Source organism: Pseudomonas cavernicola (assembly GCF_003596405.1).
GTDB lineage: Bacteria > Pseudomonadota > Gammaproteobacteria > Pseudomonadales > Pseudomonadaceae > Aquipseudomonas > Aquipseudomonas cavernicola.
Genome location: NZ_QYUR01000006.1, coordinates 1,158,249 through 1,183,429, shown reverse-complemented (window position 1 = coordinate 1,183,429; position 25,181 = coordinate 1,158,249). Strand labels below are relative to the sequence as shown.

Here is a 25,181-nt window from a genome sequence, read left to right as displayed (position 1 = left end):
TCGCCATGTGGCGTGTCGGCAGCCTGTTGCTCCTGTTGATGGCCACGGCTGTGCCGGCGGCTGAGCGCATTCGTTATTGCGACTATCCGGTCTATCCACCGATTTCCTGGAGCGATGGCAAACAGGTGCGCGGCCTTGCGCCAAGGGTGGTGCAGACGCTGTTCGGCAACCTCGGCTATGAGGTTGAAATAGTGGTGCTCGGCAACTGGAAACGTTGTCTGTTGGACGCCGCCGAGGGGCGAGTGGATGTGGTGCTGGCCTACAGCACGGCGCAACGCGAGGAGAGCATGCGTTTCTCCAGCGTGCCGGTCTTGCGCGAGGAGGTGGCGGTATTCGTTAACCGCCGGCATCCGGTGCACATCGAGCGCCTTGAGGATTTGGCGAACTACCGGGGCGGCCTATTGTTTGGCGAAAGCTATGGGCCGGACTTCGATCGTTTCGTCACCCAGCACGGCAATATCGAGTGGGTGTCCGATAGCCAGCAGAACTTCGGCAAGCTGATCCGCGGCCGCATCGACTTCATCACCCATGAGCGGCGCACCGGCCAGCTGTTCGTCGAGCATCTGCCGGGGGCCGCGGATATCCAGGTCCTTCCGATGTCGCTGAGCGTGGATTACCTGCGCCTGGCCGTGTCCCGCCGTTCTGGCCTGGCCACCCACATGCCGGAGATCGACGCCGAGCTGCAACGGTTGGTTGACGCCGGGTCGATCGAGCTCTGGCTGAGTGAGAGCGAGGCCACCTATCGCGACATGATCAGCCTGCCGGCGGGCGCACGGTGAGCAGCTTGCCGGGGGCCAGTGGGCTGTTGCGGCGTCTGCTGCTGTTTATCCTGCTGTTCAGCCTGTGCTTCACCATGCTCGCCAGCGCCGTGCAGTTGTATTTCGAATATCGCCGCGAAATGCGGGACATCGAGGCGCGTCTGGAACTGATCCGCGCCGGTTATCTCGCCAGCTTGGAGCGCAGCTTGTGGGACCTCAACCAGGAACAGCTGAACGTGCAGCTGCGTGGGTTGGTGGATTTTCCGGATATCGCCCGCGTCCGCCTGGACAGTGCCGACTTCGAACTGCTGCAGGGTAACCAACAGCCGCCTGGGCCATTGCGCATCGAGCGCTTCGAGCTGCGTTACCAGCCGCCGCTGGGGGCCTCGCGGCAGCTCGGTGAGCTGGAAGTCAGCATCGATCTTGGCGCGGTCTACCGGCGTTTGTATGCCACCGGGCTGACCAGCCTGCTGTGGATGAGTGTGTTTCTCTGTGGCTTGGCGATTGCGCTCTCCGGATTGTTCTACCGCCTGGTCACCCGTCATCTGCAGGTCATGGCCGACTTCGCCCGGCGGATTGCTGCGGGCGACTGGTATGAGCCGCTGCATTTGGACAAACGCAGCGGCGCTGCCGAGGACGAAATCGATACGGTGGCGCACGCGCTGGACGACATGCGCCGCGCCATCCTCAGCGATATCCATCGGCGTGAGGCGGATCGTGTGGCGCTGCAAGACAAGCGCGACGAATTGCAGAAAATGGTCGAGCGCCGCACGGCTAGCCTGATGCGCGCCAAGGATGATGCCGAGGCCGCGAACCTGGCCAAATCACGTTTCCTCGCGACCATGAGCCATGAGATACGCACCCCGCTGAATGGCATCCTGGGCATGGCCGAGTTGCTGCGCGGTGCAACGCTCGATGAGCGCGACGGCAAACGTCTGGAGGCGCTCTACAAGGCCGGGGAGGGGTTGCTGGCGATTCTCAATGACGTGCTGGATATCGCCAAGCTGGAGGAGGGCGCGGTGGTCCCCGAACGGCTCGACTTCTCCCTGGCGCAGTTGCTCGATGAGGTGCTGACCTTGCTCGAACCGCGGGCCGAGGCGAACCGCACGAGGCTCAGACGCATCCTCGATCCGCGCCTGCAGCCAGGCTGCCATGGCTCGGAGCAGTTCCTGCGCCAGGTGCTGACCAACCTGTTGGCCAACGCCATCAAGTTCACCGAGGCCGGCAGCGTCGAACTGGAGGTGCGGGTGCTGGAACAGGGCGCCGCCGGGCAGCGGCTGCGGGTCAGCGTGAGCGACGATGGCATCGGCATTCCTCAGGCCGTGCAGGCGCAGATTTTCGAGCGCTTCACCCAGGCCAGCGAGCAGGTCGCCCGGCGCTACGGCGGCACCGGGCTGGGGCTGGCGATCAGCAAGCGCCTGCTGCAGGCCATGGGCGGCAGCATCGGCGTCAACAGTCGGGAGGGCGAGGGCAGTTGCTTCTGGTTCGAGCTCTGGCTCGAACGCAGCCGTGAAGGCGAGCCGCGCTCGGCGGCACCGCTGTCGATACTGGCGCCGACCGTGGTGACGCCGTTGCGGCTGCTGCTGGTGGAGGATGTGCCGCTCAACCGCGAGGTGGCCGTCGCCCTGCTGGAGCGCGAGGGGCATGAGCTGAGCGTGGCCGAGGATGCTGCGCCGGCCCTGGCCCTGTGCCGCTCCCAGCGCTTCGCGGCGATCCTCCTCGACATGCACCTACCGAGCCTGGGCGGTTTGGAGCTGTGCCAGCAGATCCGCACAGACCCTGCAGGGCTCAATCGCGACACCCCGATCTTCGCCTTCACCGCCAGCCTGCAGCCGCAACAGATACAGCGTTACCTGGCTGCCGGCATGCACGGAGTGATCGGCAAACCCCTGCGCCTGGGAGCCCTGCGCGAGGCCCTGGGCCAGCTGCACGGCGCCGCACCAGCCGCCAGGGACGATGAGGCCCTGGACCTGCGCGTCCTCGAGACCCACAGGCAACTGCTGGGCCCGCAGAAACTGCTCAACTTGCTGCGCCTGCTCGACGCCAGCCTGCGGCAGCAGGGCGAACCCTTGCGGGCCGCCCTGGACCAGGCCGATTGCGCGCAAGCCGCCGCCCTGGCCCACCGCCTGGCGGGCTCGGCCGATTCCATGGGCTTTCGCCAACTGGCGCGGCAGCTGCGCGAAGTGGAAAGGGCCGCCGAGCAGGACGACGACAACGCCTTGACGGGCCAGGCCGCCGCCGTGCAGCAGGCGCTGGCGCAGGCCCAGACCCGGCTGACGTTGCTGCTGGCTGGCGAGGCTGCCGGTTAAGCCCGCTTGCCGCCGCGTCTCTAAGGGCTTGTTCACGATCTCGCTTTATGTAGGAGCCAGCTCTGCTGGCGATAGCCGCCAGCGCAAAAGCATCGCCAGCAGAGCTGGCTCCTACAGGATTTTCAGTTCATCGCATCAGCTACAGCCAATGAGTTCGCCTCTACAGCTTCTGCGCAGCAGATCGTGAACAGGTTCGGCTTCAGCCCTGCGCGCCGCCCTGAGGGTGCGCCTGTAGCCAGGCGAACAGCCGTTCGGTGTCAGCGCGGTTGCAGAGTTCCGAGCCCTCGCTCATGAGCGCGGCGCTGCCGGCGGCTACGCCGTAGCGCGCGGCCTCCGGCCAAGCGGCGCCGGCGGCCAGCTTGAGGGTGAGCGCGCCAACCAGGCTGTCGCCGGCGCCGACGGTGCTGAGCTTCTTCACCGTCGGCGCCGGAATCCGCTCGCTCAGCTCGCCGGTGACCAGCAGCGCGCCCTGGGGGCCGAGCGAGACCAGCAGCGCCGCGCACTTGCCGGCCGCGACCAGGCCGCGAGCGATGCCGGCGAGCTGTTCCGGCTCGCCTATCTCCACCCCGGCCAGGACGCCGAGCTCATGGAGGTTGGGCTTGATCAGGAACACCCCGCCGACGTCCAGGGCCTGGCGCAGCGCCTCGCCGGAACTGTCGAGGATGCAGCGGGCCGCGCGCTGCCCGGCGCAGTGCAGCAGGCGCGGCAGAAAATCCGCGGCGAGGCCGGCGGGCAGGCTGCCGCTGATCACCAGATAGTCGAGGGCCGGCAGGGCGGCCAGCGCCGCCAGCAGTTGCTCCTGCTCCGCCGCGCTCAGGCTGGCGCCGGGCATGACGAAGCGGTACTGCTGCGCGCTGGCCTGCTCCACCACATTGAGGCATTCGCGGGTCCATTCGGCGATCGGCAGCGCTTGGCAGGGCACCCCTTCGGCGCCGAGCAGATCGACCAGGTGCCGGCCGCTCGGACCGCCGGCGGGGAATAGCGCCAGGGCGTGGCCGCCGAGCTTGTGGATGGCGCGGGCGACGTTGATACCGCCACCCCCCGGGGCGTAGCTCGGCTTGCTACAGCGCAACTTGGCGTCCGGATAGAGGCGTGGGGTGCTGGTGGCGCTATCGAGCGCCGGGCTGAGGGTCAGGGTGACGATGCTGGGCATAGGAACTCCTCCCCGGGGCGGAGCCCCTGACTGGCCGCGCACACGGGTGCGGCCATTACCGATAAAGCTACCACTTCACCGGTCATAAGCAGGGCTGCTTCGAGGGTTCCCACGGCGGAGCATGGGAACCCTCGCAACGTTGCGTCGGCCCTGGCAAACACGCCGCCTCCGTGCGGTTCGTCTAAGCCGGTATCGCCGCCAAGGCCAGTTCCAAATCACGGCGCAAATCATCCGCATGCTCGATCCCCACCGACAGCCGCACCAGGTTATCGGTAACGCCAAGCTGCGCTCGCCGCTCGGGCGGGATCGAGGCGTGGGTCATCCTGGCCGGCTGGCTGATCAGGCTCTCCACCCCGCCCAGACTTTCCGCCAGGGTGAACAGTCGGGTGGTCTCCAGAAAACGCCGGGTGCCTTCGCCATCGGTGGCCAGATACAGGCTGATCAGGCCGCCGAAGCCGCGCATCTGGCGCGCCGCCAAGGCGTGCTGGGGATGGCTCGGCAAACCAGGGTAGAGCACCGCCGCCACCTTCGGCTGGCGCTCCAGCCATTCGGCCAACTGCAAGGCGTTCTCCCCATGGCGCTGCAGGCGCAGCGCCAACGTGCGCATGCCCCGCAGCGTCAGAAAGCTGGAGAAGGGATCCAATATGCTGCCCACCGCGTTCTGCAGAAACCCCAGCTGCTCGACCAGTTCCGGCCGATCGGCCACCGCCACCAGCCCGGCGATCACGTCGGAATGGCCGTTCAGGTATTTGGTCGCCGAATGCAGCACGATATCGAAACCGTGCTCGAGCGGCCGTTGCAGATAGGGCGAGGCGAAGGTGTTGTCGGCCACGGTCAGGATGCCGCGCGCGCGCCCCAACTGGCCGACCAGCGCCAGATCGCAGAGCTTGAGCGTGGGGTTGGTCGGGGTTTCGACCCAGATCATCTTGGTATCGGGCCGGAGTGCCGCGGCCAGCTCATCGGCGCCGGCGTCTGCCGCCACATAGCTGATCTGCAAGCCCGCACTGGGCTTGCGCACCCGCTCGAACAAGCGGTAAGTGCCGCCGTACAGGTCATCCACCGCGACTATGTGGCTGCCCGCCGGCAGCATGTCCAGCACAGTCGCAATCGCCGCCAGACCGGAGGAAAACGCATATCCCTGGGCGCCGCCCTCCAGCTCGGCGATGGCCCGCTCCAGCGCCTGGCGCGTGGGGTTCTGGCTGCGCCCGTACTCATAACCGGCATGGACCCCGGGCGACTGCTGGCGAAAGGTCGAGGTGGCGTAGATCGGTGGCATCACCGCGCCGGTCCAGTCCGGCTCGTAGCCGGCATGCACGGTCATGGTTTCGAATTCGGACATGGCGGCTCCTATGCGCTACCGGCCAACCAGAGCGCGTCATCCCCTCAACGCAGGGTACGCCGCCAGAGGTTCAGCACGTCGCTCTTGGTAATCAAGCCGAGAAAACGGCCCTCTTCGACGATGAGCGCCACGTGGCCCTCATCGAAGGTCTGCAACAGGCGTTCAATCGGCACATCCGGCCCCAGGGTCTGCAGATGGGTCACCATCGCCTCCCGCACCGGCAACTGGAAATGCTCCGCTGCGTCCTTCACGGCGCGCAGCAGGTCCCATTCGTCGAGTAGGCCCACCACCCGATCGCCCTCCATCACCGGCACCTGATCGATGTCATGGAAGCGCATGCGTGCATACACGGCCGCCAGGGTTTCCCCCGGCTTGCAGGTGACGGTCGTGCCTTCGTCGTAACGGCGTGCGATCAGATCACGCAGATTGCCCGCTCTGGGGCGCTCGATCAGCCCCTGGTCGATCATCCAGTAGTCGTTGAACATCTTCGACAGGTACTTGTTGCCGCTATCGCAGACGAAGGTCACCACCCGCTTCGGCGTGGTCTGCTCGCGGCAGTAGCGCAAGGCGGCAGCCAGCAGGGTGCCGGACGAGGAGCCGGCCAACACCCCTTCCTGCTTGAGCAGCAGGCGCGCAGTGTGCAGGCTCTCGGCGTCTGAAATGCGATAGGCGCGCTTCACCAAGGAGAAGTCCGCCAGCGCGGGCACGAAGTCTTCGCCTATGCCTTCCACCAGCCAACTGCCCGCTTCGCCGGTGCGGCCGGTCTCCACGTAATCGGCCAGCACCGAACCCTCCGGGTCGGCCAGCACGAACTCGGTGTGCGGTGCGACCCGCTGGAAAAAATGCGTCAACCCGCCCAGCGTCCCGCCCGAGCCCACTCCCACCACCAGCGTATCCACCCGCTGCTGGAGTTGGCGCCAGATTTCCGGGCCGGTGCCGCTTTCATGGGCCCAGGCATTGGCCGGATTGTTGAACTGGTCGATGTAGTAGGCGCCCGGCAGCTCATTGACGATGGAGCGCGCCAAGTCCTGGTAATACTCGGGGTGGCCCTTGCCGACATCGGAACGGGTCAGACGCACCTCGGCCCCCAGCGCCTTGAGGTGGAAAATTTTCTCGCGGCTCATCTTGTCCGGCACCACCAGCAGCGTCTGGTAGCCCTTTTGCGAGGCCACCAAGGCGAGGCCCAGGCCGGTATTGCCGGCAGTGGCTTCGATGATGGTTCCGCCCGGCTGCAGCTGGCCGCTCTTTTCCGCGGCCTCGATCATGGTCAAGGCGATGCGGTCTTTGATCGAGCCACCAGGGTTCTGGTTTTCCAACTTCACGAACAGCTCGCAAGGACCTGTGTCGCAACGGGTGAGCTGCAGAATCGGCGTGTTGCCGATCATGTCGAGTAAGGGATTGGCGGACATAGGCTTGGTCCTCATTACAGCTGCCGATACGGCGCGGTCCTGTCGGCCCGCACCCTGGCGCAGACCTATGCAGAGCCGGAGCACAGCGGATCGGCCTTGTTTTAGTTATAGGCACTTCCCTGTCGCTGGGCCAGCCGGGTCTGGCCACGTAGAAAGGCGCTCCGACTCGCGTCTCTTGCCCACGAGATCCGCCATGACTCGCCTGCAACTCGAATTTCCCAAGGCCAGTTCTGCTACGCCACCCATCTGAATGTCGGAAAGGGGACGGACGGGAAAGGGGGCGGATTTATTTTATGGAAGCTGATGGACCTGCTGGCGCTGTTGCGGGAAATGTTCGAGAAGCATGTGCCGCCCCTCATGGGGACGATGCGGATGGCCTACAGGGCAGCGGTGGTTGCCCGCGGAAAGTCGAGACCCTGGCCCTCGACGAGGTGGAATCGGCCCTGACGGAGCTCGCGCCGGCCTTGCGACGATGGCTGCGATGCTCGAGGTGGCCCCGGCCGATCTGTTGCAGTCGCCCGGCGGGCAGCGCACAAAATCCTTACGATTTTTTACATCTTCGATCCTGGCGTTCAACACGAGCTTACATCGCCTTCCAATAATCGAGACTAGCCGCGCTCGACGCGGCCTTCGAAGCTTATTGGAGATAACAATAATGAACCGCCGTAAAGCTGACCTTTCCCCCCGCGATGACCTTGGGTCATCCGTCCCGCGCACCGTCAGAGCCTAGGAGGTGCGTCATGGCTGAATCTCAAGAGCGACAAGGCGTCCAACTGACCCGCGCGTTGAAAAGCCGGCACATTTTCATGCTCTCCCTCGGGGGCGTGATTGGTACCGGGCTGTTCATGGGCTCCGGTGTCACCATCAACCAGGGCGGGCCGGTGGGCGCGGTACTGGCGTATTTGGTGGCCGGTCTGTTGATGTACCTGGTGATGGTCTGCCTGGGCGAACTGTCGGTGGAGATGCCGGTTTCCGGTTCCTTCCAGGCCCATGCCACGCGCTATATCGGGCCGGCTACCGGCTTCATGATCGGCTGGGTCTACTGGATGAGCTGGGCGACTACGGTAGGGCTGGAGTTCACCGCGGCGGGCATGCTGATGACGCGCTGGTTTCCGGACATTCCGATCTGGTACTGGTCGGCCTTCTTCGTCGCCGTGCTGTTCGGCCTGAATGCCCTGGCCACCCGCGCCTTCGGTGAGGCCGAGTACTGGTTCTCCGGGATCAAGGTCGCGGCGATCCTGATCTTCATCGCGGTCGGCCTGTTGGTGATCTTCGGCGGCATACCGCTGAGCAGCGGGGCGCCGGCACCGATGATGTCCAACCTGATCGGCGACTCGCTATTCCCCAACGGGATCTCGGCGGTGTTCGCGGTGATGATGACGGTGGTCTACGCCTTCCAGGGTTGCGAGATCATGGGCGTTGCCGCCGGCGAGACCGATCAGCCGGAGAAGAGCATTCCCCAGGCCGTGCGCAACGTGGTGTTCCGCGTACTGATCTTCTATGTGCTGGCGATCGTGGTGTTGTCCGCCATCGTGCCCTGGCAGCAGGCCGGGCTGATGGAGAGTCCGTTCGTGCAGGTGTTCGACATGGTCGGCATTCCCTATGCCGCCGACCTGATGAACTTCGTTATCCTCACGGCGATTCTCTCGGTCGGTAACTCGGGCCTCTACGCGTCCACGCGGATTCTCTGGGCGATGTCGAAAACCGGCATGGCGCCGAAAAGCCTGTCGACCTTGAGTTCGCGCGGCGTGCCGTTGCGTGCCCTGAGCATCACCCTGTGCTTCGCGCTGATCTCGCTGTTGACCAGCTTTATCGCCGCGGACACGTTGTTCATGGTGTTGATGGCGGTGAGCGGCATGTCCGGCACCGTGACCTGGATCGTTATCGCGCTGGCGCAATACCGCTTCCGTCGTGCACACCTGAAGGCCGGCGGCACGGTTGCCGACCTGAAGTACTCCGCTCCGCTGTATCCCTTCATACCGCTGGCGTGCATCGCCCTGTGCAGCTCGCTGTTCGTGTTCCTGGCCATCGACCCGACACAGCGACCGTCGCTGTACTGGGGCTTCGGTTTTATCGCGATCTGCTATGCGGCTTACTTCCTGATCAACCGCAAACGGGTCGCGCAGGTGCAGGTGGTCGGCAACCCAGGCTGAGGAGCGGCCGACAAAAACGCCGCCGGACTACGGCGGCGTTTCTGTTCGTGCGGCTTTCAGCGTAGGGTGCCAAGCAGTTCTTTCAGTTGACGATAGCCCGCCTCACTCAGTTCACTGACCGGCAGCCGCGGTACGCCTGCTTCCAGCCCGGTCAGGCGCAGGCCGGCCTTGATCGTGGCCGGCAAGCCGCCCTTGAGAATGAAGTCGAGCAACGGCAACTGCCGGTAGAACAGCTCGCGCGCCTTGTTCAGATCGTTTTCCAGCACTGCTTGGTAAAGCAGGCCATTGAGCTCCGGGATCAGGTTTGGCGCGGCCGTGCACCAGCCTTTGGCGCCCGCCGCGAAGGCTTCCAGCGCCAACGGATTGCAGCCGTTGTAGAAGGGTATATGGCCCTCCGACAGCAGCCGCAGCTTGTGCATGCGCTGGATGTCACCGGTGCTCTCCTTGACCATGGTGACGTTTTCGACCTCGTTGAAAATGCGCATGATCAGCTCCACCGGCATGTCGACACCGCTGGTGGCCGGATTGTTGTAGAGCATGATCGGGATGCCGATCTGCTCGCCGACCGCACGGTAGTGCTGGAGAATCTCGGCTTCGCTGAGTTTCCAGTAGGCAATCGGCAGCACCATCACCGCCTCGGCGCCATGGGCTTCGGCGTATTTGGCGCGGCGGATGGTTTTTGCCGTGGTCAGGTCCGAGACACTGACGATGCTTGGCAGGCGTTTATCGACATGGGCGAGGCTGAACTCCGTCACCTGTTCCCATTCGGGCTCGCTGAGGTAGGCGCCTTCGCCGGTACTGCCGAGCGGGGCGATGGCATGCACGCCACCGGCGATCAGCCGGTCGATCGAGCGGCCGAGCGCTTCGAGGTCGATTCCGTCAGCGTCGCTGGTGAAGGGCGTGATGGTGTAACCGATGATGCCGTGGATGGACAAACTGGACATGAGGCGTACCTGTATTCGAGTGGGTAGCACTTGGGAGTGCGGGTTGAACGCGCCGAAGACTCAGCTCAGGCAGTCGCTGTGCTCACGCAGACTGCGCCGGGCGTAATAGTTGAAGGCAGCGCCATGGCGTTTCGGGGTGGAAATCCAGTCGTGCGCTTCCTTGGCCAGGGCCGGGGGAATCGGCGTGATCTCGCCTGCGGCCATGGCCAGTAGCTGCATCTTCGCCGCGCGCTCGATGAGTACCGCGAGCACGCATGCCTCCTCGATGCTGGCGCCGGTGACCAACTGGCCGTGGTGCGAGAGGAGAATGGCGCGTTTGTCGCCGAGGGCCTTGGAGATGATCTCGCCTTCCTCGTTACCCACCGGCACGCCGGGCCAGGTTTTCAGGAATGCGCAGTCGTCGTAGAGCGGGCACAGGTCCATGTGCGAGATCACCAGCGGTACTTCGAGCATTGACAGCGCGGCGACATGCACCGGGTGGGTATGGATGATGCAGTTCACGTCTGGACGGGCGCGATACACCCAGCTGTGGAAGCGGTTGGCCGGGTTGGGCATGCCCGAGCCGTGCAATACCTTGAGGTCTTCATCGACCAGCAGCAGGTTGCCTGCGCTGATTTCATCGAAGCCCAGGCCCAGTTGCTGGGTGTAGTAGGTGCCGGGTGTCGGGCCACGCGCGGTGATCTGCCCGGCGAGGCCGGAATCGTGGCCCCCTTCGAACAGAATGCGGCAGGTAAGGGCCAGCTTTTGCCGGTCGCTCCACGTATTATCGGCAAGGTTGGTCTTCATTTGCACAAGCGCTTGTTGGATCAGTTGGTCTTTGGGTAACGCGAGTGTCTCAGCCATTTTTGGGCTCCTGGTTGCAGGGTATGCACAAGGGGATTCGCCTTTGCTGGCTGCTGGATCGAGCACGCCAGGCTGCGAATGACACAAAACAAGCTACATGACACAATGTGTCATTCGCAAGTCGAAAACTGCTGCATCCCCAGAGTGATGGCTTAAAGCATGTCTATCCGTTTGAAACTGTTGAGAAAAAAACTTGGCGTCACGCTGGAGACGTTGGCCGAAAAAACCGGCATGACGAAAAGCTACCTGTCCAAGGTGGAGCGGGGGTTGAACACTCCGTCGATCGCGGCGGCGCTGAAACTCTCGAAGGCCCTCAACGTCAACGTCGAAGAGCTGTTCTCGGAGGGGGGCGACAAGCTCGACAGCTACAGCCTGGTGCGCAGCGACCAGCGCAAGTCGCTTGCGGCGAACGACGAGGCCCCGGCCTATGCGGTGCTGGCGACGCAGGTCAGCGGGCTGACGCTGCTGCCGTTCATCATCTACCCGCCAGCGGACTTCAGCACCTCCACCTTCAAGGAACACCTCGGCGAGGAATTCCTCTTCGTCCACGAGGGCCAGGTGGAGGTCGATTTCATGACTGAGCGAGTCATCCTCAATCGCGGCGACGCCCTGCATTTCAACGCACAGAAACCCCACCGCATTCGCTCGCTGGGCGACACCCAGGCCGAGTTACTGGTGGTAGTGCACAGCAGCGAAGACTGATAGTGCTTCGTTCCCTTCCTATTCGCAGCGGATTCCCTCTGGTTCGTTGCGATCACCCTTGCTTCGGCTTCCGCCCTCGGTGTCGGTCCTGAGTTGTTCAAAGTTGTAACAACTGCGCTCGCTCGAGCCACCTCTCTTTCCTGATTCCCCTTCCAGAACAGCTGCTTAGCGCGATTGTTACAGGCGTTACAGGCCCTCATGCGGGTGGATTGTGAGCTTGTTGAACACTCGTTTAGTATCTCCCCATGCACTTCCCTACCTCATGACAAACACAACAAGACGAGGATTCGCATGACTACTCAATCGCCTCTGCTCAGCCAGGTGGAAGCCGGCATCGCCTGGATCACCCTGAATCGTCCGCAGCAGCGCAACGCACTGGACATCCCGACGCTGAAGGGACTGCACGCCTTGCTGGATGAGCTGAATGCCGACCCGGCCGTGCGCGTGCTGGTACTGACCGGCAATGGCCGCAGCTTCTGCGCCGGCGCCGACCTCGCCGAATGGGCCGAGGCCGAAGCCCGTGGCGCGCTGGAAAGCTATGGCTGGACGGAGGCCGCCCATGCCCTGATGACCCGCCTGCACAGCCTGGATAAACCGACCATCGCCGCCATCAACGGCACTGCCGTCGGCGCCGGGATGGATCTGACGCTGTGCTGCGATTTTCGCCTCGCCGCGCAGTCCGCGCGCTTCAAGGCTGGCTACACCAGCATGGCCTACTCGCCGGATGCCGGTGCGAGCTGGCACCTGCCGCGCTTGATCGGCAGCGAACAGGCCAAGCGTCTGCTGTTCCTCGACGAACTCTGGAATGCCGAGCGTGCTTTGGCCACGGGGCTGGTCGGTGAGCTGTGCGCCGATGAGCAATTGCTCGCCAGCGTTGGCGAATTGGCTTCGCGGCTGGCCAGCGGCCCGACCTTCGCATTCGCCCAGACCAAGAAACTGCTGCGTGAAGGTGCGCAGCGCAGCTTGCCCGAGCAGCTGAGCGCGGAACTGACCGCCGGCCTGCTCTGTGGCCGCAGCCAAGACGGCGCCGAAGCGCTACGCGCAGCGGTGGAAAAACGCTCCCCTAACTTCATCGGCCGCTGATCGCCAGCCAGCCTCGACAGGTAAGAAAGATGAACTTCCAACTGAGCCAAGAACAAGAAATGTTGGTCGCCGCGGTGCGCAGCTTCGTCGAGAAGGAGCTGCTGCCCCATGAAGAGGCGGTCGACCGTGCTGATGCGGTCTCCCCGGAGCTGGCCGCGCAGATTCGCGGCAAGGCCATCGCCGCTGGTTTCTATGCCTTCAACATGCCGGAAGAAGTCGGCGGCGGTGGCCTCGACTACCTGTCGCAGGCGCTGATCGAGCGTGAGTTGGCGAAATGCTCATGGGCGTTGCATGTGTTCGTCGCGCGGCCGTCGAAAATCCTCATGGCCTGCAAGGGCCAGCAGATCGAGGACTACCTGCTGCCAAGCATCCAGGGCGAGAAGATCGACTGCTTCGCACTCACCGAGCCGGGCGCCGGCTCCGATGCCAACTCGATCAAGACCCGCGCCGTGCCTGACGGCGACGACTTTGTGCTGAATGGCAGCAAGCACTTCATCAGCCACGCCGGGCACGCCGACTTCGCCATCGTCTTCGCCGTTACCGATACCTACGAACACAACGGCCGCAAGCGCAACGCCGTGACCTCCTTCCTGGTCGACCGCGATACCCCCGGCATGACCATCCGCCGCGGGCCGAAGTGCGTGAGTAACCGCGGCTACCACACCTATGAAATCTTCTTTGACGACTGCCGCGTACCGGCCTCGAAAGTGCTCGGCGAGGTGGGCAAGGGTTGGGACGTCGCCAACGCCTGGCTCACCGCCGGGCGAGTGATGGTCGCCGCCAACTGCATCGGCCAGGCCCAGCGCGCGTTGGATGTATCGCTGCAATGGGCGGCGGATCGCAAACAGTTCGGCCAACCCATCGGCAGCTACCAGGGCGTGTCGTTCAAGCTGGCCGACATGGCCACGGAAATCCGCGCCGCCGAGCTGCTGACCCTGCACACCGCCTGGAAGATGGACCAGGGCACGATGACCGACGGCGAGGCCGGCATGGCCAAGCTGTTCGCCAGCGAAGTGCTCGGCCGGGTGGCGGATGAAGCGGTGCAGATTTTCGGCGGCATGGGCCTGATGGACGAAGGCCCGGTGGAGCGCATCTGGCGCAACGCGCGGATCGAGCGGATCTGGGAAGGCACCTCGGAAATCCAGCGCCACATCATTTCCCGCGAGCTGCTGCGGCCGTTGCTGCGCTGATCGGGCAGGAGAACAGTCATGTCCCAACACGCTGCACGAATCAGAGACAACCTCAAACGCCTGCTCGCGCCGTGCCATCTGGCCTTCATCGGCGGGCGCAGCATGGCGCGTGCGCTCAAGCGCTGCGCCGAGGGCGGTTATCAAGGCCAGATGTGGCTGGTCAATCCGCAGCACGACAGTCTCGAAGGCGTACCTTGCGTGCGCTCGGTGGCGGACCTGCCCTGTGGGCCGGATGCGGTGTTCATCGCCACCAACCGCGAATTGACCCTCGCCTGCGTGGCCGAACTGGCCGCGAAAGGCGCGGGCGGGGCGATCTGCTATGCCTCCGGGTTTGCCGAAACCGGCGCCGAAGGCCAAGCCCTGCAACAGCAACTGCTCGACGCTGCTGGCGACATGGCGCTGCTCGGGCCCAACTGCTACGGCCTGCTCGACTACCTGCACAGCTCCGCGCTGTGGCCGGTGGCGCACGGTGGCAAACCGGTGGAGAAGGGCGTGGCGGTGCTGACCCAGAGCGGCAACTTCGCCTACAACCTGTCGATGAGCGACCGTTCGCTGCCGGTGGCGTACATGGCCTCGGTGGGCAACCAGGCGCAGCTCGGCGTGGCCGAATTGATGGACGTGCTGCTCGACGAGCCGCGCGTCACCGCCATCGGCCTGCACCTGGAAGGCCTGAAGAACGTCCCCGGCTTCGCCCGCGCGGCGCACAAGGCGCTGGAGAAGGGCATCCCGATCATCGCGCTGAAAACCGGCGTATCGCAGATCGGTGCCGAACTGGCGCTCAGCCACACCAGCTCGCTGGCCGGCTCCGATGCGTTGTACGACAGCCTTTTCGAGCGTCTCGGGGTGATCCGCGTCAGCGGCCCGGTGAGCTTCGTCGAAACCCTCAAGGCAGCTGCCTGCGGCAACCTGCCCGCGGGCGGCAACCTGATCGCGCTGGCTTGCTCCGGCGGTGATGCCGGGCTGATCGCCGACTATGCCGAACGCAACGACTTGAGCCTGCCGAAGCTGGATGACAGCCAGCGCGTCGAGCTGGCGCAGGTGCTGCCGAGCTACGCCAACCTGGCCAACCCACTGGACTTCACCACCGCCATCTGGGGCGACCGCGATGCCCTCGACCAGATGCTCGACAGCGCGCTGCGCACACCGGCCGACGCCGCTTTGTTGGTTCTCGATTATCCGGGTGAAGCGACAGGCGAGAGGCCGCAATGCGACCTGCTGCTGGAGCTGTATTGCGCCGCGCTGACACGGCATGGCAAGACCGGTTTTGTCGCTTCGGCATTTCCGGAGCTGCTGCCGGCCAGCGCCCGCGAACGCCTGCATGTGCAGGGCGTGGCGGCTCTGCAAGGGGTCGAAGATGGCCTGGCCGCGTGGGGCCGGATTGCCGGTTATCAGCAGCGCCGCCAAGCGCTACTGGCACTGGGCGAGTCGGCATTGCTGCCGCTCTGCCCGCAGGCGCTGGAAGGCCAGGGCCAGTTGCTCGATGAGTGGCAGTCCAAGCAGGCTTTGCGCGCCTTCGGCCTGCCGACGCCGCAGGGCGTTCTGAGTACGCCTGCCGAGGCGTTGGCAGCGGCGGCGAAGCTGGGCTATCCGCTGGTGCTCAAGGCGGTCAGTGCCGAGTTGCCGCACAAGACCGAAGCCGGTGCGGTGGCCCTCAACCTGCGCGATGCCCCGGCCTTACAGAACGCGCTGGAGCAGATGCGTCAGCGCATCGCCGACTACGCGCCGGGTGTGCCTTTCGATCAACTGCTGCTCGAACGCATGGCGACCCCGCCGCTGGCGGAGCTGATCGTCGGCATCAAGCGTGAAGCGGGCTTCGGCCTGGCATTGGTGATCGGTGCCGGCGGGATTCTCGTCGAACTGCTCAAGGACAGCCGCAGCCTGCTGTTGCCGACCACCGATGGTGCGATCCGCGCGGCGTTGCTGAGCTTGCGCAGTGCGCCGTTGCTGCAAGGCTTTCGCGGTCGCGAGGCGGCGGACCTGGACGCGTTGGTCGCCGCGATCCGGGCCGTGGCGGACTACGCCTGCGAGAACGCCGGGCAACTGCTGGAACTGGACGTGAACCCTCTGCTGGTGAATGCGCAAGGCGCCGTTGCGGTCGACGCGCTGATCCGCCTGGGTAAATAACTCCCCTCTTCCCTAGGGGGAGAGGGGCCGGGGGAGAAGGGCGCTCGCATGCACCCTCTCCCCAGCCCTCTCCCTCAAGGGAGAGGGAGCAAAAGCTTTCGAGGAGACACCCCATGCAAGCAGTGAAAACTTTGACCGGAGGCCAGGCGCTGGTGCGCCTGCTGGCCAACTATGGCGTCGACACCGTGTTCGGCATTCCCGGTGTGCACACCCTGGAGCTTTACCGTGGTTTGCCCGGCAGCGGCATCCGTCATGTGCTGACCCGTCACGAACAGGGCGCCGGCTTCATGGCCGACGGCTATGCGCGGGTCAGCGGCAAGCCGGGCGTGTGCTTCATCATCACCGGCCCCGGCGTCACCAACGCCGCCACGGCGATTGGCCAGGCCTACGCGGATTCGATTCCGCTGCTGGTGATCTCCAGCGTCAACCACACCGCCAGCCTCGGCAAAGGTTGGGGCTGCCTGCACGAAACCCAGGATCAACGCGCGATGACCGCGCCGATCACCGCGTTCTCGGCGGTGGCCTTGAGTGCGGAGGACCTGCCGGAACTGATCGCTCGCGCCTACGCCGTGTTCGATAGCGAGCGGCCGCGTCCGGTGCATATCTCGGTGCCGCTGGACGTGCTCGCCGCGCCGGTCGCGCGTGACTGGAGCAATGAAGTAGTGCGCCGCCCCGGCCGTGGCGTGCCGTCGGCCGATGCCTTGATGCAAGCCGTGGCGAAACTGCAGGCAGCGCGGCGGCCGATGATCATCGCCGGTGGCGGTGCCCTGCATGCTGGCGAGGCGCTGCAAGCGCTGAGCACGCGACTGGCCGCGCCGCTCTTCACCAGCGTCGCCGGTAAGGGCTTATTGCCGCCGGAAGCGCCATTGAATGTCGGTTCGACGCTCTGCGTCGAGCCGGGTTGGAACCTGATCGCGCAGGCTGATGTGGTGCTCGCGGTCGGCACCGAAATGGCCGATACCGACTTCTGGCGCGAGCGCCTGCCGCTCTCCGGCGAAGTGATTCGCGTCGATATCGACCCGCGCAAGTTCAACGACTTCTACCCCTGCGCAGTCGCCCTGCACGGCGATGCGCGGGAAACCCTCGCCGCCTTGCTGGCGCGCTTGCCGGAGCAGCAGCGCGATGCGAGTGCCGCCACGCAAGCGGTAAGCGCGTTGCGCACGGCGGTCAAGACTGGGCATGGGCCGTTGCAGGCGATCCATCAGGCGATCCTCGACCGGGTTGCGGCAGTGCTGCCGGACAACGCTTGCATCAGCAGCGACATGACCCAGTTGGCCTACACCGGTAATTACGCCTTCGCCAGCCGGGCGCCACGCAGTTGGTTGCACCCGACCGGCTACGGCACCCTCGGCTACGGCCTGCCGGCCGGCATCGGCGCCAAGTTCGGCGCGCCCGAGCGGCCCGGTCTGGTGCTGGTCGGCGATGGCGGTTTTCTCTACACCGCGCAGGAACTGGCAACTGCCGTGGAGGAGTTGGATAGCCCGCTAGTGGTGCTGCTGTGGAACAACGATGCGCTGGGGCAGATTCGCGACGACATGCTCGGGCTGGATATCGAACCCATCGGCGTGCTGCCGCGCAACCCGGATTTCGCCGGGCTCGGTCGTGCATTCGGCTGCACGGTGAAGCAGCCGCAAAACCTCGATGAACTGCAAGACGATCTGCGTGCGGGCTTCAGCCATCCCGGCGTGACTCTGATCGAGCTCAAACATGCCTGCGCCTGCTAAGGCCAACCCCTTCGAGGATCAAACCATGCGTTTTTCCGCGCTGACTCAACGTATCGCCGGTGACGGTGCTGCCGCCTGGGATATTCACTACCGCGCCCTGGCACGCCTGGAGCAAGGTGAGGACGTGCTCTTGCTGTCGGTCGGCGACCCGGATTTCGATACTCCGGTGCCGATTGTCCAGGCCGCCATCGACAGCTTGCTGTCCGGCAATACCCATTATGCCGAGGTGCGCGGCAAGCGCTCCTTGCGCGAGAGCATCGCAAAGCGGCATCGCCAGCGCAGCGGCCAGCAGGTCGACGCCGAGCAGATTGTGGTCCTCGCCGGCGCCCAGTGCGCGCTGTTCAGCGTGGCGCAATGCGTGCTCAACCCCGGCGATGAAGTGATAGTCGCCGAGCCGATGTACGTGACCTACGAGGCAGTGTTCGGCGCTTGCGGAGCTACGGTGATTCCGGTGCCGGTGCGCTCGGAAAACGGCTTCCGCGTGCAGCCCGAGGATGTCGCCGCGCGCATCACCCCGCGCACCCGCGCCCTGGCTTTGAACAGCCCGCACAACCCGTCCGGCGCCAGCCTGCCGCGCGCGACCTGGCAAGCGCTGGCGGAACTGTGCATCGCCCATGACCTGTGGCTGATTTCCGACGAGGTCTACAGCGAGCTGTTGTTCGAGGGCGAGCACATCAGCCCGGCGAGTCTGCCGGGTATGGCCGAACGCACCGCGACCCTCAACAGTCTGTCGAAATCCCACGCCATGACCGGTTGGCGGGTCGGCTGGGTGGTGGCGCCAGCGGCGCTGGCCGAGCATCTCGGCAACCTGGCGTTGTGCATGCTCTATGGCTCACCGGACTTCATCCAAGACGCCGCCTGTGTGGCGCTGGAAGCGCAATTGCCGGAACTGGAGGCGATGCGCGAAGCCTATCGGCAGCGCCGCGACCTGGTCTGCGCATGCCTCGCCGACTGTCCCGGCCTGCGCGCGCTGAAGCCCGACGGCGGGATGTTCGTGATGGTCGATATCCGTGACACCGGGCTTAGCGCGCAAGCCTTCGCCGACCGCCTGCTGGATCGCCACGGTGTCTCGGTGCTGGCCGGCGAAGCTTTCGGCCCCAGTGCCGCCGGGCATATCCGCTTGGGGTTGGTGCTTGGTAGTGCGCCGCTGCAGGACGCCTGCCGGCGCATTGCCCGCTGCGCCGCCGAGCTGATGAAGGAGCAGGTTTATGCGTAAGCACACAGCCCTGTTTATTGATGGCGCCTGGCAGGCGCCCTCCGGCCAGGGGCTGGCCGAGGTGATCGATCCGGCCACGGAAGCGGTCATCGGCCAGGTGCCGTTGGGCGATGAGCGGGATGTCGAGCGCGCAGTGGCTGCCGCGCGTCAGGCATTTGCGTCGTGGGCGCGCACACCGTCCAGCGTGCGCGCGGGCTATATCCGCGCACTGGCCGAACAGCTGAACGCGCGGGCCGACGAGATGGCTGCGGTGATCACTGCCGAGCTGGGCATGCCGGTGCAATGGTGCCGGTCGGTGCAGGTGGAGGGACCGATCGCTGGGCTGGAGCACTACGTCGAAATCGCCGCGCTGATGGATGAAGTGCGCGAGGTCGGCAACTCGCTGGTGCTGCGTGAGCCGGTCGGTGTGTGTGCCTTTATCAACCCGTGGAATTACCCGCTGCATCAATTGATCGGCAAGCTCGCGCCGGCACTCGCCGCCGGTTGCACGGTGGTGGTCAAACCGAGCCAGGAAACACCGCTGCATGCCTTCCTGCTGGCGGAAATGATCGAGGCCATCGGCCTGCCGGCGGGGGTGTTCAATCTGGTCAGCGGGCCGGGCTCGAAGGTCGGCGAAGCGCTGGCCAAGCACCCGGACGTGGATATGGTTTCCTTCACCGGCTCCACGGGCGCGGGTGTGCGCGTGGCCCAGGCCGCGGCACCGTCGGTCAAGCGCGTTTGCCTGGAGCTGGGTGGCAAGTCGCCGTTGCTGATCGGCGAGGATGCCGACCTGGCCGCCGCGGTGCGCTACGGCGTGCAGGACGTGATGATCAACTCCGGGCAGACCTGCACCGCCTTGACCCGCATGTTGCTGCCGGCCAGCCGCTATGCCGAGGCGTTGGAACTGGCGCGAGCGGAGTGCCAGAGCCTGCGCCTGGGTGACCCGCTCGATCCGCAAAGCTTCCTCGGCCCGATGTGTTCGGCCGCGCAGCGGCGCACGGTGCGCGAGTACATCCAGCTCGGCCAACAGGAGGGCGCGCGCCTGCTCTGCGGTGGCGCCGAAGCGCCAGCCGAATTCGAGCGCGGGTACTACCTGAAGCCGACGCTGTTCGCCGACGTCGACAACCGCATGCGCATCGCCCAGGAGGAAATCTTCGGTCCCGTGCTGTGCCTGATTCCCTACGCGGATGAGGCCCAGGCCGTGCAGTTGGCCAACGACTCGCCGTTCGGCCTGTCCAGCGCCGTATGGGCCGCCACCTCTGGACGCGCGCTGAAGCTGGCGCGGCAATTGCGCGCCGGGCAGTGCTTCATCAACGGCGGGGCTTTCAATTATCTGGCACCCTTCGGCGGCTACAAGCAGTCGGGTAACGGCCGCGAGTGGGGCGAAGAGGGGTTGGCCGAGTTTGTCGAAGTGAAGGCCATCCAACTCTGAGCGCCGCCGCCTCAGCCCGCGCGACCTACACCAACACGCGTATTGAATTCCAAGGAGCCGATATGAACGTTTTACTCGTGCATGCCCACCCCGAGCCCAGGTCCTTTACCGCCGCTCTGCGCGATCAGGCTGTCGAAACGCTGCAAGCCCAAGGGCATCAGGTGCAGGTTTCCGACCTGTACGCGATGGACTGGAACCCGGTGGCCAGTGCCGACGACTTCTCCGCCCGCGAGAATCCGGAGTACCTGGTCTACGCCCTGGAGCAACGGTTGGGCGTCAAGAGCCAAACGCTCGCGGCCGATATCCAGCAGGAGCTGGACAAACTGCTCTGGGCCGATCTGCTGATCCTCAACTTCCCGATTTACTGGTTCTCGGCGCCGGCCATGCTCAAGGGTTGGATCGACCGCGTGCTGGTCTCCGGCATCTGCTATGGCGGCAAGCGCTTCTACGATCAGGGCGGTCTGCGCGGTAAGAAAGCGCTGGTCTCGGTGACGTTGGGTGGGCGTGAACACATGTTCGGCGAGGGCGCCATTCATGGCCCGTTGGAGGACATGTTGCGGCCGATCCTGCGCGGTACTCTGGCCTATGTCGGGCTGGATGTTCTGCCGCCTTTCGTCGCCTGGCATGTGCCCTACATCAGTGCCGAGGCTCGACAGGAGTTCCTGGCGAGCTATCAACAGCGGCTGGAAAACCTCGGCCAGGATCAGCCCATCGAGTTCCCGCGCTTGAGCCAGTTTGACGACGGGCTCTACCCGCTGGCCCAGAACACTCGATAGCAGTCTGCGCCCCGCCTGCCTGAGTCATCAGGGTAGGCCGGCTCAACCGGCCAGCAGCCAGACCCCGACACCGGCAGAGGCTGCACCGGCAATTCGTACCAGCGGCGCGGCCGTGCGCGGCAGCAAGCGCACCATGGCATAGCCCGCGGCATGCAAGCTGGCGGTGGCGGCGACGAAGCCCAGGACATAGCCCCATGGGCTGGCCAGCGTCGGCAGCTCCAGACCGTGGGCGACGCCGTGGGTGAGGGCGAAGATGGTAGTCAGGCCGATGGACAGGGCCATTGGCAGACACGCCGCCACCGCGACCAGCAGACCGAGGGCCAGCACCGAAGCGGCGATCCCGGTTTCCATAAAGGGTATTTCAAACCCCTCGAAACCGAGCAGGCCGCCGACCAGCATGCTGGCGACGAAGGTGACCGGCAGCGCCCAGCGTGCTGCGCCTTTCTGCTGCGCCGCCCAGAGGCCGATGGCGAGCATCGCCAGCAGGTGGTCGAGGCCGGTGATCGGGTGAGCCACACCGGCGAGCATGCCGGAGGTGTCGTGTCCGGTGTGGGCGAAGGCCACGGCGGGGGTGAGAAACAGGGCCAGGCTATAGAGGACTTTGCGCAGGTTCATGGTCTTTCCTTGAGTCGCGAAGGATGCGGTTCAGGCTGCATTGAGCAGCCCCTGTTTTTCGATGAAGGCGATGATCTCGTCGAGACCCTGGCCGATCTTCTGGTTGCTGAAAACGAATGGCTTGTCGCCACGCATCTTCCGCGCGTCGCGCTCCATCACTTCCAGCGAGGCGCCGACCATCGGCGCCAGATCGATCTTGTTGATCACCAACAGGTCGGACTTGCAGATGCCCGGGCCGCCCTTGCGCGGCAGCTTGTCGCCGGCGGAGACGTCGATCACGTAGAGGGTCAGGTCGGACAGCTCGGGGCTGAAGGTGGCAGAGAGGTTGTCGCCGCCGGATTCGACGATGATCAGGTCGAGGCCGGGGAAGCGCCGATTGAGCTGGTCGACCGCCTCCAAGTTGATCGAGGCATCCTCGCGAATGGCGGTGTGCGGGCAGCCGCCGGTTTCCACACCAATGATCCGTTCCGGCGCCAGGGCCTCGTTGCGCACCAGAAACTGGGCGTCTTCCTGGGTGTAGATGTCGTTGGTCACCACGGCCAGGTTGTAACGCTCGCGCAGGGCCAGGCACAGGGCCAGGGTCAGGGCGGTCTTGCCGGAACCGACCGGGCCACCGATGCCGATACGCAGGGGTTGGCTGTTCATATCGTTGTTCTCACTCCCATGTTCAATATTGTGTCTGCCGGCTTTGGCATCCTGCGTCGCTCTACCTCCTGCATCCTTGCAGTCGTCTCCCCTGAGGGGCGAGGGGATAAAAAGCGCTGATGCATGCTTAAGTGAACGGCATTACCGCTCCTACGGGACTTGTGCGTGCTCTCCTATGACCTGAACAACCGGCTGTACTGGCGCTCATGCGCCATGCTCGCCAGGGCCAGGCCGAAGGCGGCGCTGCCCCAGTGGGCGGGTTCGAGGGCGCTGGCCTGGCGCTGCGCCTGTTCGAGCAGCGGCAGCAATGCCGAGGTCAGGCGCTGGGCGGCTTGCTGGCCGAGCGGCAGGGTTTTCATCAGCACCGCCAACTGGTTTTCCAGCCAGCCCCAGAGCCAGGCGGCCAGAGCGTCTGGCGGGGCGATGCGCCAGGCCCGCGCGGCCAGTGCCCAAGTCACGGCCAAGCCGGGTTCGCGGAGGCTGGCGAGACAGTCGCGCGCCTCCGCATCCAATTCCGGCAAGCCCTCCAGCAGCTGTTGCAGCGAATAGCCCATCTGCCGGCTTTCCTGCTGTAGCTCGCGGGTTTCGCGGCTGGCGCGCTGGCGTTCGGCGAGGTCTCGCAGAACATCCCAGTCGGCGCTAGACGCGGCGCAGCAGTGGGCCAGCAGCAGCGGCGCCTCGAAATGCGCCAGGTTGAGCAACAACTGGTCACCGATCCAGCGCCGGGCGCTTTCCGGGTCATGGACCAGCCCCTGCTCGACTGCTATTTCCAGGCCCTGCGAATAGCTGTAGCCGCCAATCGGCAGTTGCGGGCTGGCCAGGCGCAGCAGGGCCCAGGCGGGGTTCACGGGCGCACGCCGAACTGATGCAAGCGCGGCGCGTAGCTGAACTCGCTGGCGCCGGCATGCGAATGGTGGTGGCCGCCGCCGTAGGCTCCCTGCTCCGGCTGGTAGGGCTGCTCGATCAGTTCCACAGTGGCGCCAAGCTGTTCGAGCATGGCCTTGAGTACGTAGTCGTCGGGCAGGCGCAGCCAACCGTCGCCCAGTTGCAGGGCGACGTGGCGGTTGCCCAGGTGATAGGCGGCGCGAGTCAGTTCAAAGGCATTGGCGCAGGTGACATGCAGCAACTGCTCCGGGCTCGCGCAGACCCGCACGATGCGGCCATCCTGCGCTTGCAGGCATTCGCCATCTTGCAACGGCGGCTGGCCGCGTTCGAGGAACAGGCCGACGTCTTCGCCTGCGGTAGTGAAGCAGCGCAGGCGGCTCTTGCTGCGCGCCGCGTAGCTGAGCAGCAGCTCGGCGTCCCAGTGCGGTTGCGGCGGGATTCGGCTTTGGATGACCAGCATGACGGCAGTCCAGCAGGTTGAATGCTGCTAGCAGAGCAAGGGCGGTGCCAAACACCCGCAGCGCAGAGCTGGAGCGGTCTGGGCTGCCGGCTTGGTAAAAACTGGGACGTCGGTCAGGTTTTGTTTGGTGCGCCAGGGGATGTAGTGCCTCTATTTGGTGCTTCTGCTGATTCCGAGCAGGCAGACCTGCGGCCTGCCCAACAAGGCGACGCTAGTTGCCCTCAAGCGCTATGGAATTTTCTGTCTGGCCCATGACGACGCTCAGTCGGGGTCGGCCTAGCTGACGGAGCGCTGCGGGTAGTGGCGGTTTATCGCCCCTACATCCGCCGCAAGGGCGTGAACTCGCCACTTGAGTGGAGCTCTTGCCTTGGTCAGGGCCGAGCGTACAGGGCGCGCAGGCGACTCTGCGCCGTTTGCGGCGGCGGGTATGTGTCTTGCTAAGGTAAAGCAACGACTCATAAGAGTTACCCTGCAGTTGGAACCACCTATGCAAAGAGCCTCTCACCATGAGCTGCGCAGCGCTTTTCGCGCCTTGCTCAATTCGAACTCCTGTTACCACACCGCCTCGGTGTTCGATCCCATGTCCGCGCGTATCGCCGCCGACCTCGGCTTCGAGGTCGGCATTCTCGGCGGCTCGGTGGCGTCCCTCCAGGTGCTGGCCGCACCGGACTTCGCCCTCATCACCCTCAGCGAGTTCGTCGAACAGGCCACCCGTATCGGCCGCGTCGCGCGCCTGCCGGTGATCGCCGACGCCGACCACGGCTACGGCAACGCCCTCAACGTGATGCGTACCGTGGTCGAATTGGAACGTGCCGGCATCGCCGCGCTGACCATCGAGGACACCCTGCTGCCCGCCCAGTTCGGTCGCAAGTCCACCGATCTGATCTCGGTGGAAGAGGGCGTCGGCAAAATCCGTGCGGCGCTGGAAGCGCGGGTCGATCCGGAGCTGGCCATCATCGCCCGCACCCATGCCGGCGTGCTGGCGCCGGATGAAGTGATCCGCCGCACCGTCGCCTACCAGGCTGCCGGCGCCGATGGCATCTGCATCGTCGGCATCGAGGATTTCGAGCACCTGGAAAAGATCGCCGCACACCTGAGCATCCCGCTCATGCTGGTCACCTATGGCAACCCCAAGCTGCGCGACAACGCCCGCCTGGCCAGCCTCGGCGTGCGCATCGTGGTCAACGGCCACGCCGCCTACTTCGCCGCGATCAAAGCCACCTACGACTGCCTGCGTGAACAACGCCAGGTCGTCGCCAGCGACCTCAGCGCCTCCGAGCTGGCGCACAAATACACCCAGCCCGAGGAATACTTCGTCTGGGCCGAGGAGTTTATGGATGTGAAGGAGTAGCGCGCTGATTGTTCGGCCGACGACCTGCGCTTGTAAAACATCACGAAGGTGCTCATATCTGTGAAAGAGACCGAGACCTGGTAGGAGGTTG

At 65.0% G+C, this 25,181-nt stretch carries 21 protein-coding genes; 12 read left to right on the top strand and 9 right to left on the bottom strand.

Annotated elements, in window-relative coordinates:
- The first annotated feature begins 5 nt into the window (after window positions 1-5).
- Together D3879_RS21660 and D3879_RS21655 are read left to right on the top strand one after the other, a co-directional pair.
- Window positions 6-779: a substrate-binding periplasmic protein gene (locus D3879_RS21660; RefSeq protein WP_119956293.1), complete on the top strand. Its 774-nt coding sequence runs from the start codon at window positions 6-8 to the stop codon at window positions 777-779.
- The gene (locus D3879_RS21655; protein WP_238474292.1) at window positions 776-3,067 is read left to right on the top strand and encodes an ATP-binding protein; all 2,292 of its coding nucleotides are present in this window, start codon (window positions 776-778) and stop codon (window positions 3,065-3,067) included. The genes D3879_RS21660 and D3879_RS21655 overlap by 4 nt, the downstream gene beginning before the upstream one ends.
- Before the next feature lie 199 nt (window positions 3,068-3,266).
- Here D3879_RS21655 and pfkB read toward each other — a convergent pair whose 3' ends face one another.
- The 3 genes from pfkB to D3879_RS21640 form a co-directional block, all read right to left on the bottom strand.
- Complete coding sequence (gene pfkB, locus D3879_RS21650; protein WP_119956291.1) at window positions 3,267-4,220, bottom strand: 6-phosphofructokinase II; 954 nt, start codon at window positions 4,218-4,220, stop codon at window positions 3,267-3,269.
- A gap of 181 nt (window positions 4,221-4,401) precedes the next feature.
- Window positions 4,402-5,559 carry a trans-sulfuration enzyme family protein gene (locus tag D3879_RS21645; RefSeq protein ID WP_119956289.1) on the bottom strand — a complete coding sequence of 386 codons (1,158 nt, stop codon included), beginning with the start codon at window positions 5,557-5,559 and terminating at the stop codon, window positions 4,402-4,404.
- Window positions 5,560-5,603: 44 nt separating this feature from the next.
- Window positions 5,604-6,968, bottom strand: a complete 1,365-nt coding sequence (locus D3879_RS21640) for a pyridoxal-phosphate dependent enzyme (RefSeq protein ID WP_238474291.1) — start codon at window positions 6,966-6,968, stop codon at window positions 5,604-5,606.
- A gap of 740 nt (window positions 6,969-7,708) precedes the next feature.
- Here D3879_RS21640 and D3879_RS21635 point away from each other — a divergent pair.
- Window positions 7,709-9,121: an amino acid permease gene (locus D3879_RS21635; RefSeq protein ID WP_119956288.1), complete on the top strand. Its 1,413-nt coding sequence runs from the start codon at window positions 7,709-7,711 to the stop codon at window positions 9,119-9,121.
- Between the two features lie 56 nt (window positions 9,122-9,177).
- Here D3879_RS21635 and D3879_RS21630 read toward each other — a convergent pair whose 3' ends face one another.
- Window positions 9,178-10,065 carry a dihydrodipicolinate synthase family protein gene (locus D3879_RS21630; RefSeq protein ID WP_119956287.1) on the bottom strand — a complete coding sequence of 296 codons (888 nt, stop codon included), beginning with the start codon at window positions 10,063-10,065 and terminating at the stop codon, window positions 9,178-9,180.
- A gap of 60 nt (window positions 10,066-10,125) precedes the next feature.
- The gene (locus D3879_RS21625; protein ID WP_119956285.1) at window positions 10,126-10,908 is read right to left on the bottom strand and encodes an aldolase; all 783 of its coding nucleotides are present in this window, start codon (window positions 10,906-10,908) and stop codon (window positions 10,126-10,128) included.
- A 159-nt stretch (window positions 10,909-11,067) separates the two neighbouring features.
- Here D3879_RS21625 and D3879_RS21620 point away from each other — a divergent pair, with 159 nt between their 5' ends.
- The 8 genes from D3879_RS21620 (at window position 11,068) to D3879_RS21585 (ending at window position 21,134) form a co-directional block, all read left to right on the top strand.
- Window positions 11,068-11,610, top strand: coding sequence for a helix-turn-helix domain-containing protein (locus tag D3879_RS21620; RefSeq protein ID WP_119956283.1), 543 nt, complete (start codon window positions 11,068-11,070; stop codon window positions 11,608-11,610).
- A 291-nt stretch (window positions 11,611-11,901) separates the two neighbouring features.
- Window positions 11,902-12,693, top strand: a complete 792-nt coding sequence (locus D3879_RS21615) for an enoyl-CoA hydratase/isomerase family protein (RefSeq protein ID WP_119956281.1) — start codon at window positions 11,902-11,904, stop codon at window positions 12,691-12,693.
- 29 nt (window positions 12,694-12,722) lie between these two features.
- A complete protein-coding gene (locus D3879_RS21610) occupies window positions 12,723-13,883 on the top strand; it encodes an acyl-CoA dehydrogenase family protein (protein ID WP_119956280.1) in 1,161 nt (386 codons plus the stop codon).
- A gap of 18 nt (window positions 13,884-13,901) precedes the next feature.
- Window positions 13,902-16,007 (top strand): acetate--CoA ligase family protein, encoded by a 2,106-nt coding sequence (locus tag D3879_RS21605; RefSeq protein WP_119956278.1) that lies wholly within the window; start codon window positions 13,902-13,904, stop codon window positions 16,005-16,007.
- Between the two features lie 113 nt (window positions 16,008-16,120).
- Entirely contained in the window at window positions 16,121-17,731 is a 1,611-nt protein-coding gene (locus D3879_RS21600) for a 5-guanidino-2-oxopentanoate decarboxylase (RefSeq protein ID WP_119956276.1), read from the top strand.
- Between the two features lie 25 nt (window positions 17,732-17,756).
- Complete coding sequence (locus D3879_RS21595) at window positions 17,757-18,947, top strand: pyridoxal phosphate-dependent aminotransferase (protein WP_119956379.1); 1,191 nt, start codon at window positions 17,757-17,759, stop codon at window positions 18,945-18,947.
- Window positions 18,940-20,358 (top strand): aldehyde dehydrogenase family protein, encoded by a 1,419-nt coding sequence (locus D3879_RS21590; protein ID WP_119956274.1) that lies wholly within the window; start codon window positions 18,940-18,942, stop codon window positions 20,356-20,358. The genes D3879_RS21595 and D3879_RS21590 overlap by 8 nt, the downstream gene beginning before the upstream one ends.
- A 62-nt stretch (window positions 20,359-20,420) precedes the next feature.
- Window positions 20,421-21,134, top strand: coding sequence for an NAD(P)H-dependent oxidoreductase (locus tag D3879_RS21585; RefSeq protein ID WP_119956273.1), 714 nt, complete (start codon window positions 20,421-20,423; stop codon window positions 21,132-21,134).
- Between the two features lie 42 nt (window positions 21,135-21,176).
- Here D3879_RS21585 and D3879_RS21580 read toward each other — a convergent pair whose 3' ends face one another.
- The 4 genes from D3879_RS21580 to ureE all read right to left on the bottom strand — a co-directional run bounded on the left by D3879_RS21580 (window position 21,177) and on the right by ureE (window position 23,739).
- Entirely contained in the window at window positions 21,177-21,749 is a 573-nt protein-coding gene (locus D3879_RS21580) for a HupE/UreJ family protein (protein ID WP_119956271.1), read from the bottom strand.
- A gap of 30 nt (window positions 21,750-21,779) precedes the next feature.
- Window positions 21,780-22,394: an urease accessory protein UreG gene (gene ureG / locus D3879_RS21575; protein ID WP_119956269.1), complete on the bottom strand. Its 615-nt coding sequence runs from the start codon at window positions 22,392-22,394 to the stop codon at window positions 21,780-21,782.
- 173 nt (window positions 22,395-22,567) lie between these two features.
- Window positions 22,568-23,242, bottom strand: coding sequence for an urease accessory protein UreF (locus D3879_RS21570; RefSeq protein WP_119956268.1), 675 nt, complete (start codon window positions 23,240-23,242; stop codon window positions 22,568-22,570).
- Window positions 23,239-23,739, bottom strand: coding sequence for an urease accessory protein UreE (gene ureE, locus D3879_RS21565; protein WP_119956266.1), 501 nt, complete (start codon window positions 23,737-23,739; stop codon window positions 23,239-23,241). Before ureE ends, D3879_RS21570 begins: the two co-directional genes overlap by 4 nt.
- Before the next feature lie 487 nt (window positions 23,740-24,226).
- On the opposite strand from ureE, the gene D3879_RS21560 reads away from it, so the two are divergent.
- Window positions 24,227-25,090 carry an isocitrate lyase/PEP mutase family protein gene (locus D3879_RS21560; protein ID WP_119956265.1) on the top strand — a complete coding sequence of 288 codons (864 nt, stop codon included), beginning with the start codon at window positions 24,227-24,229 and terminating at the stop codon, window positions 25,088-25,090.
- Window positions 25,091-25,181: the final 91 nt, after the last annotated feature.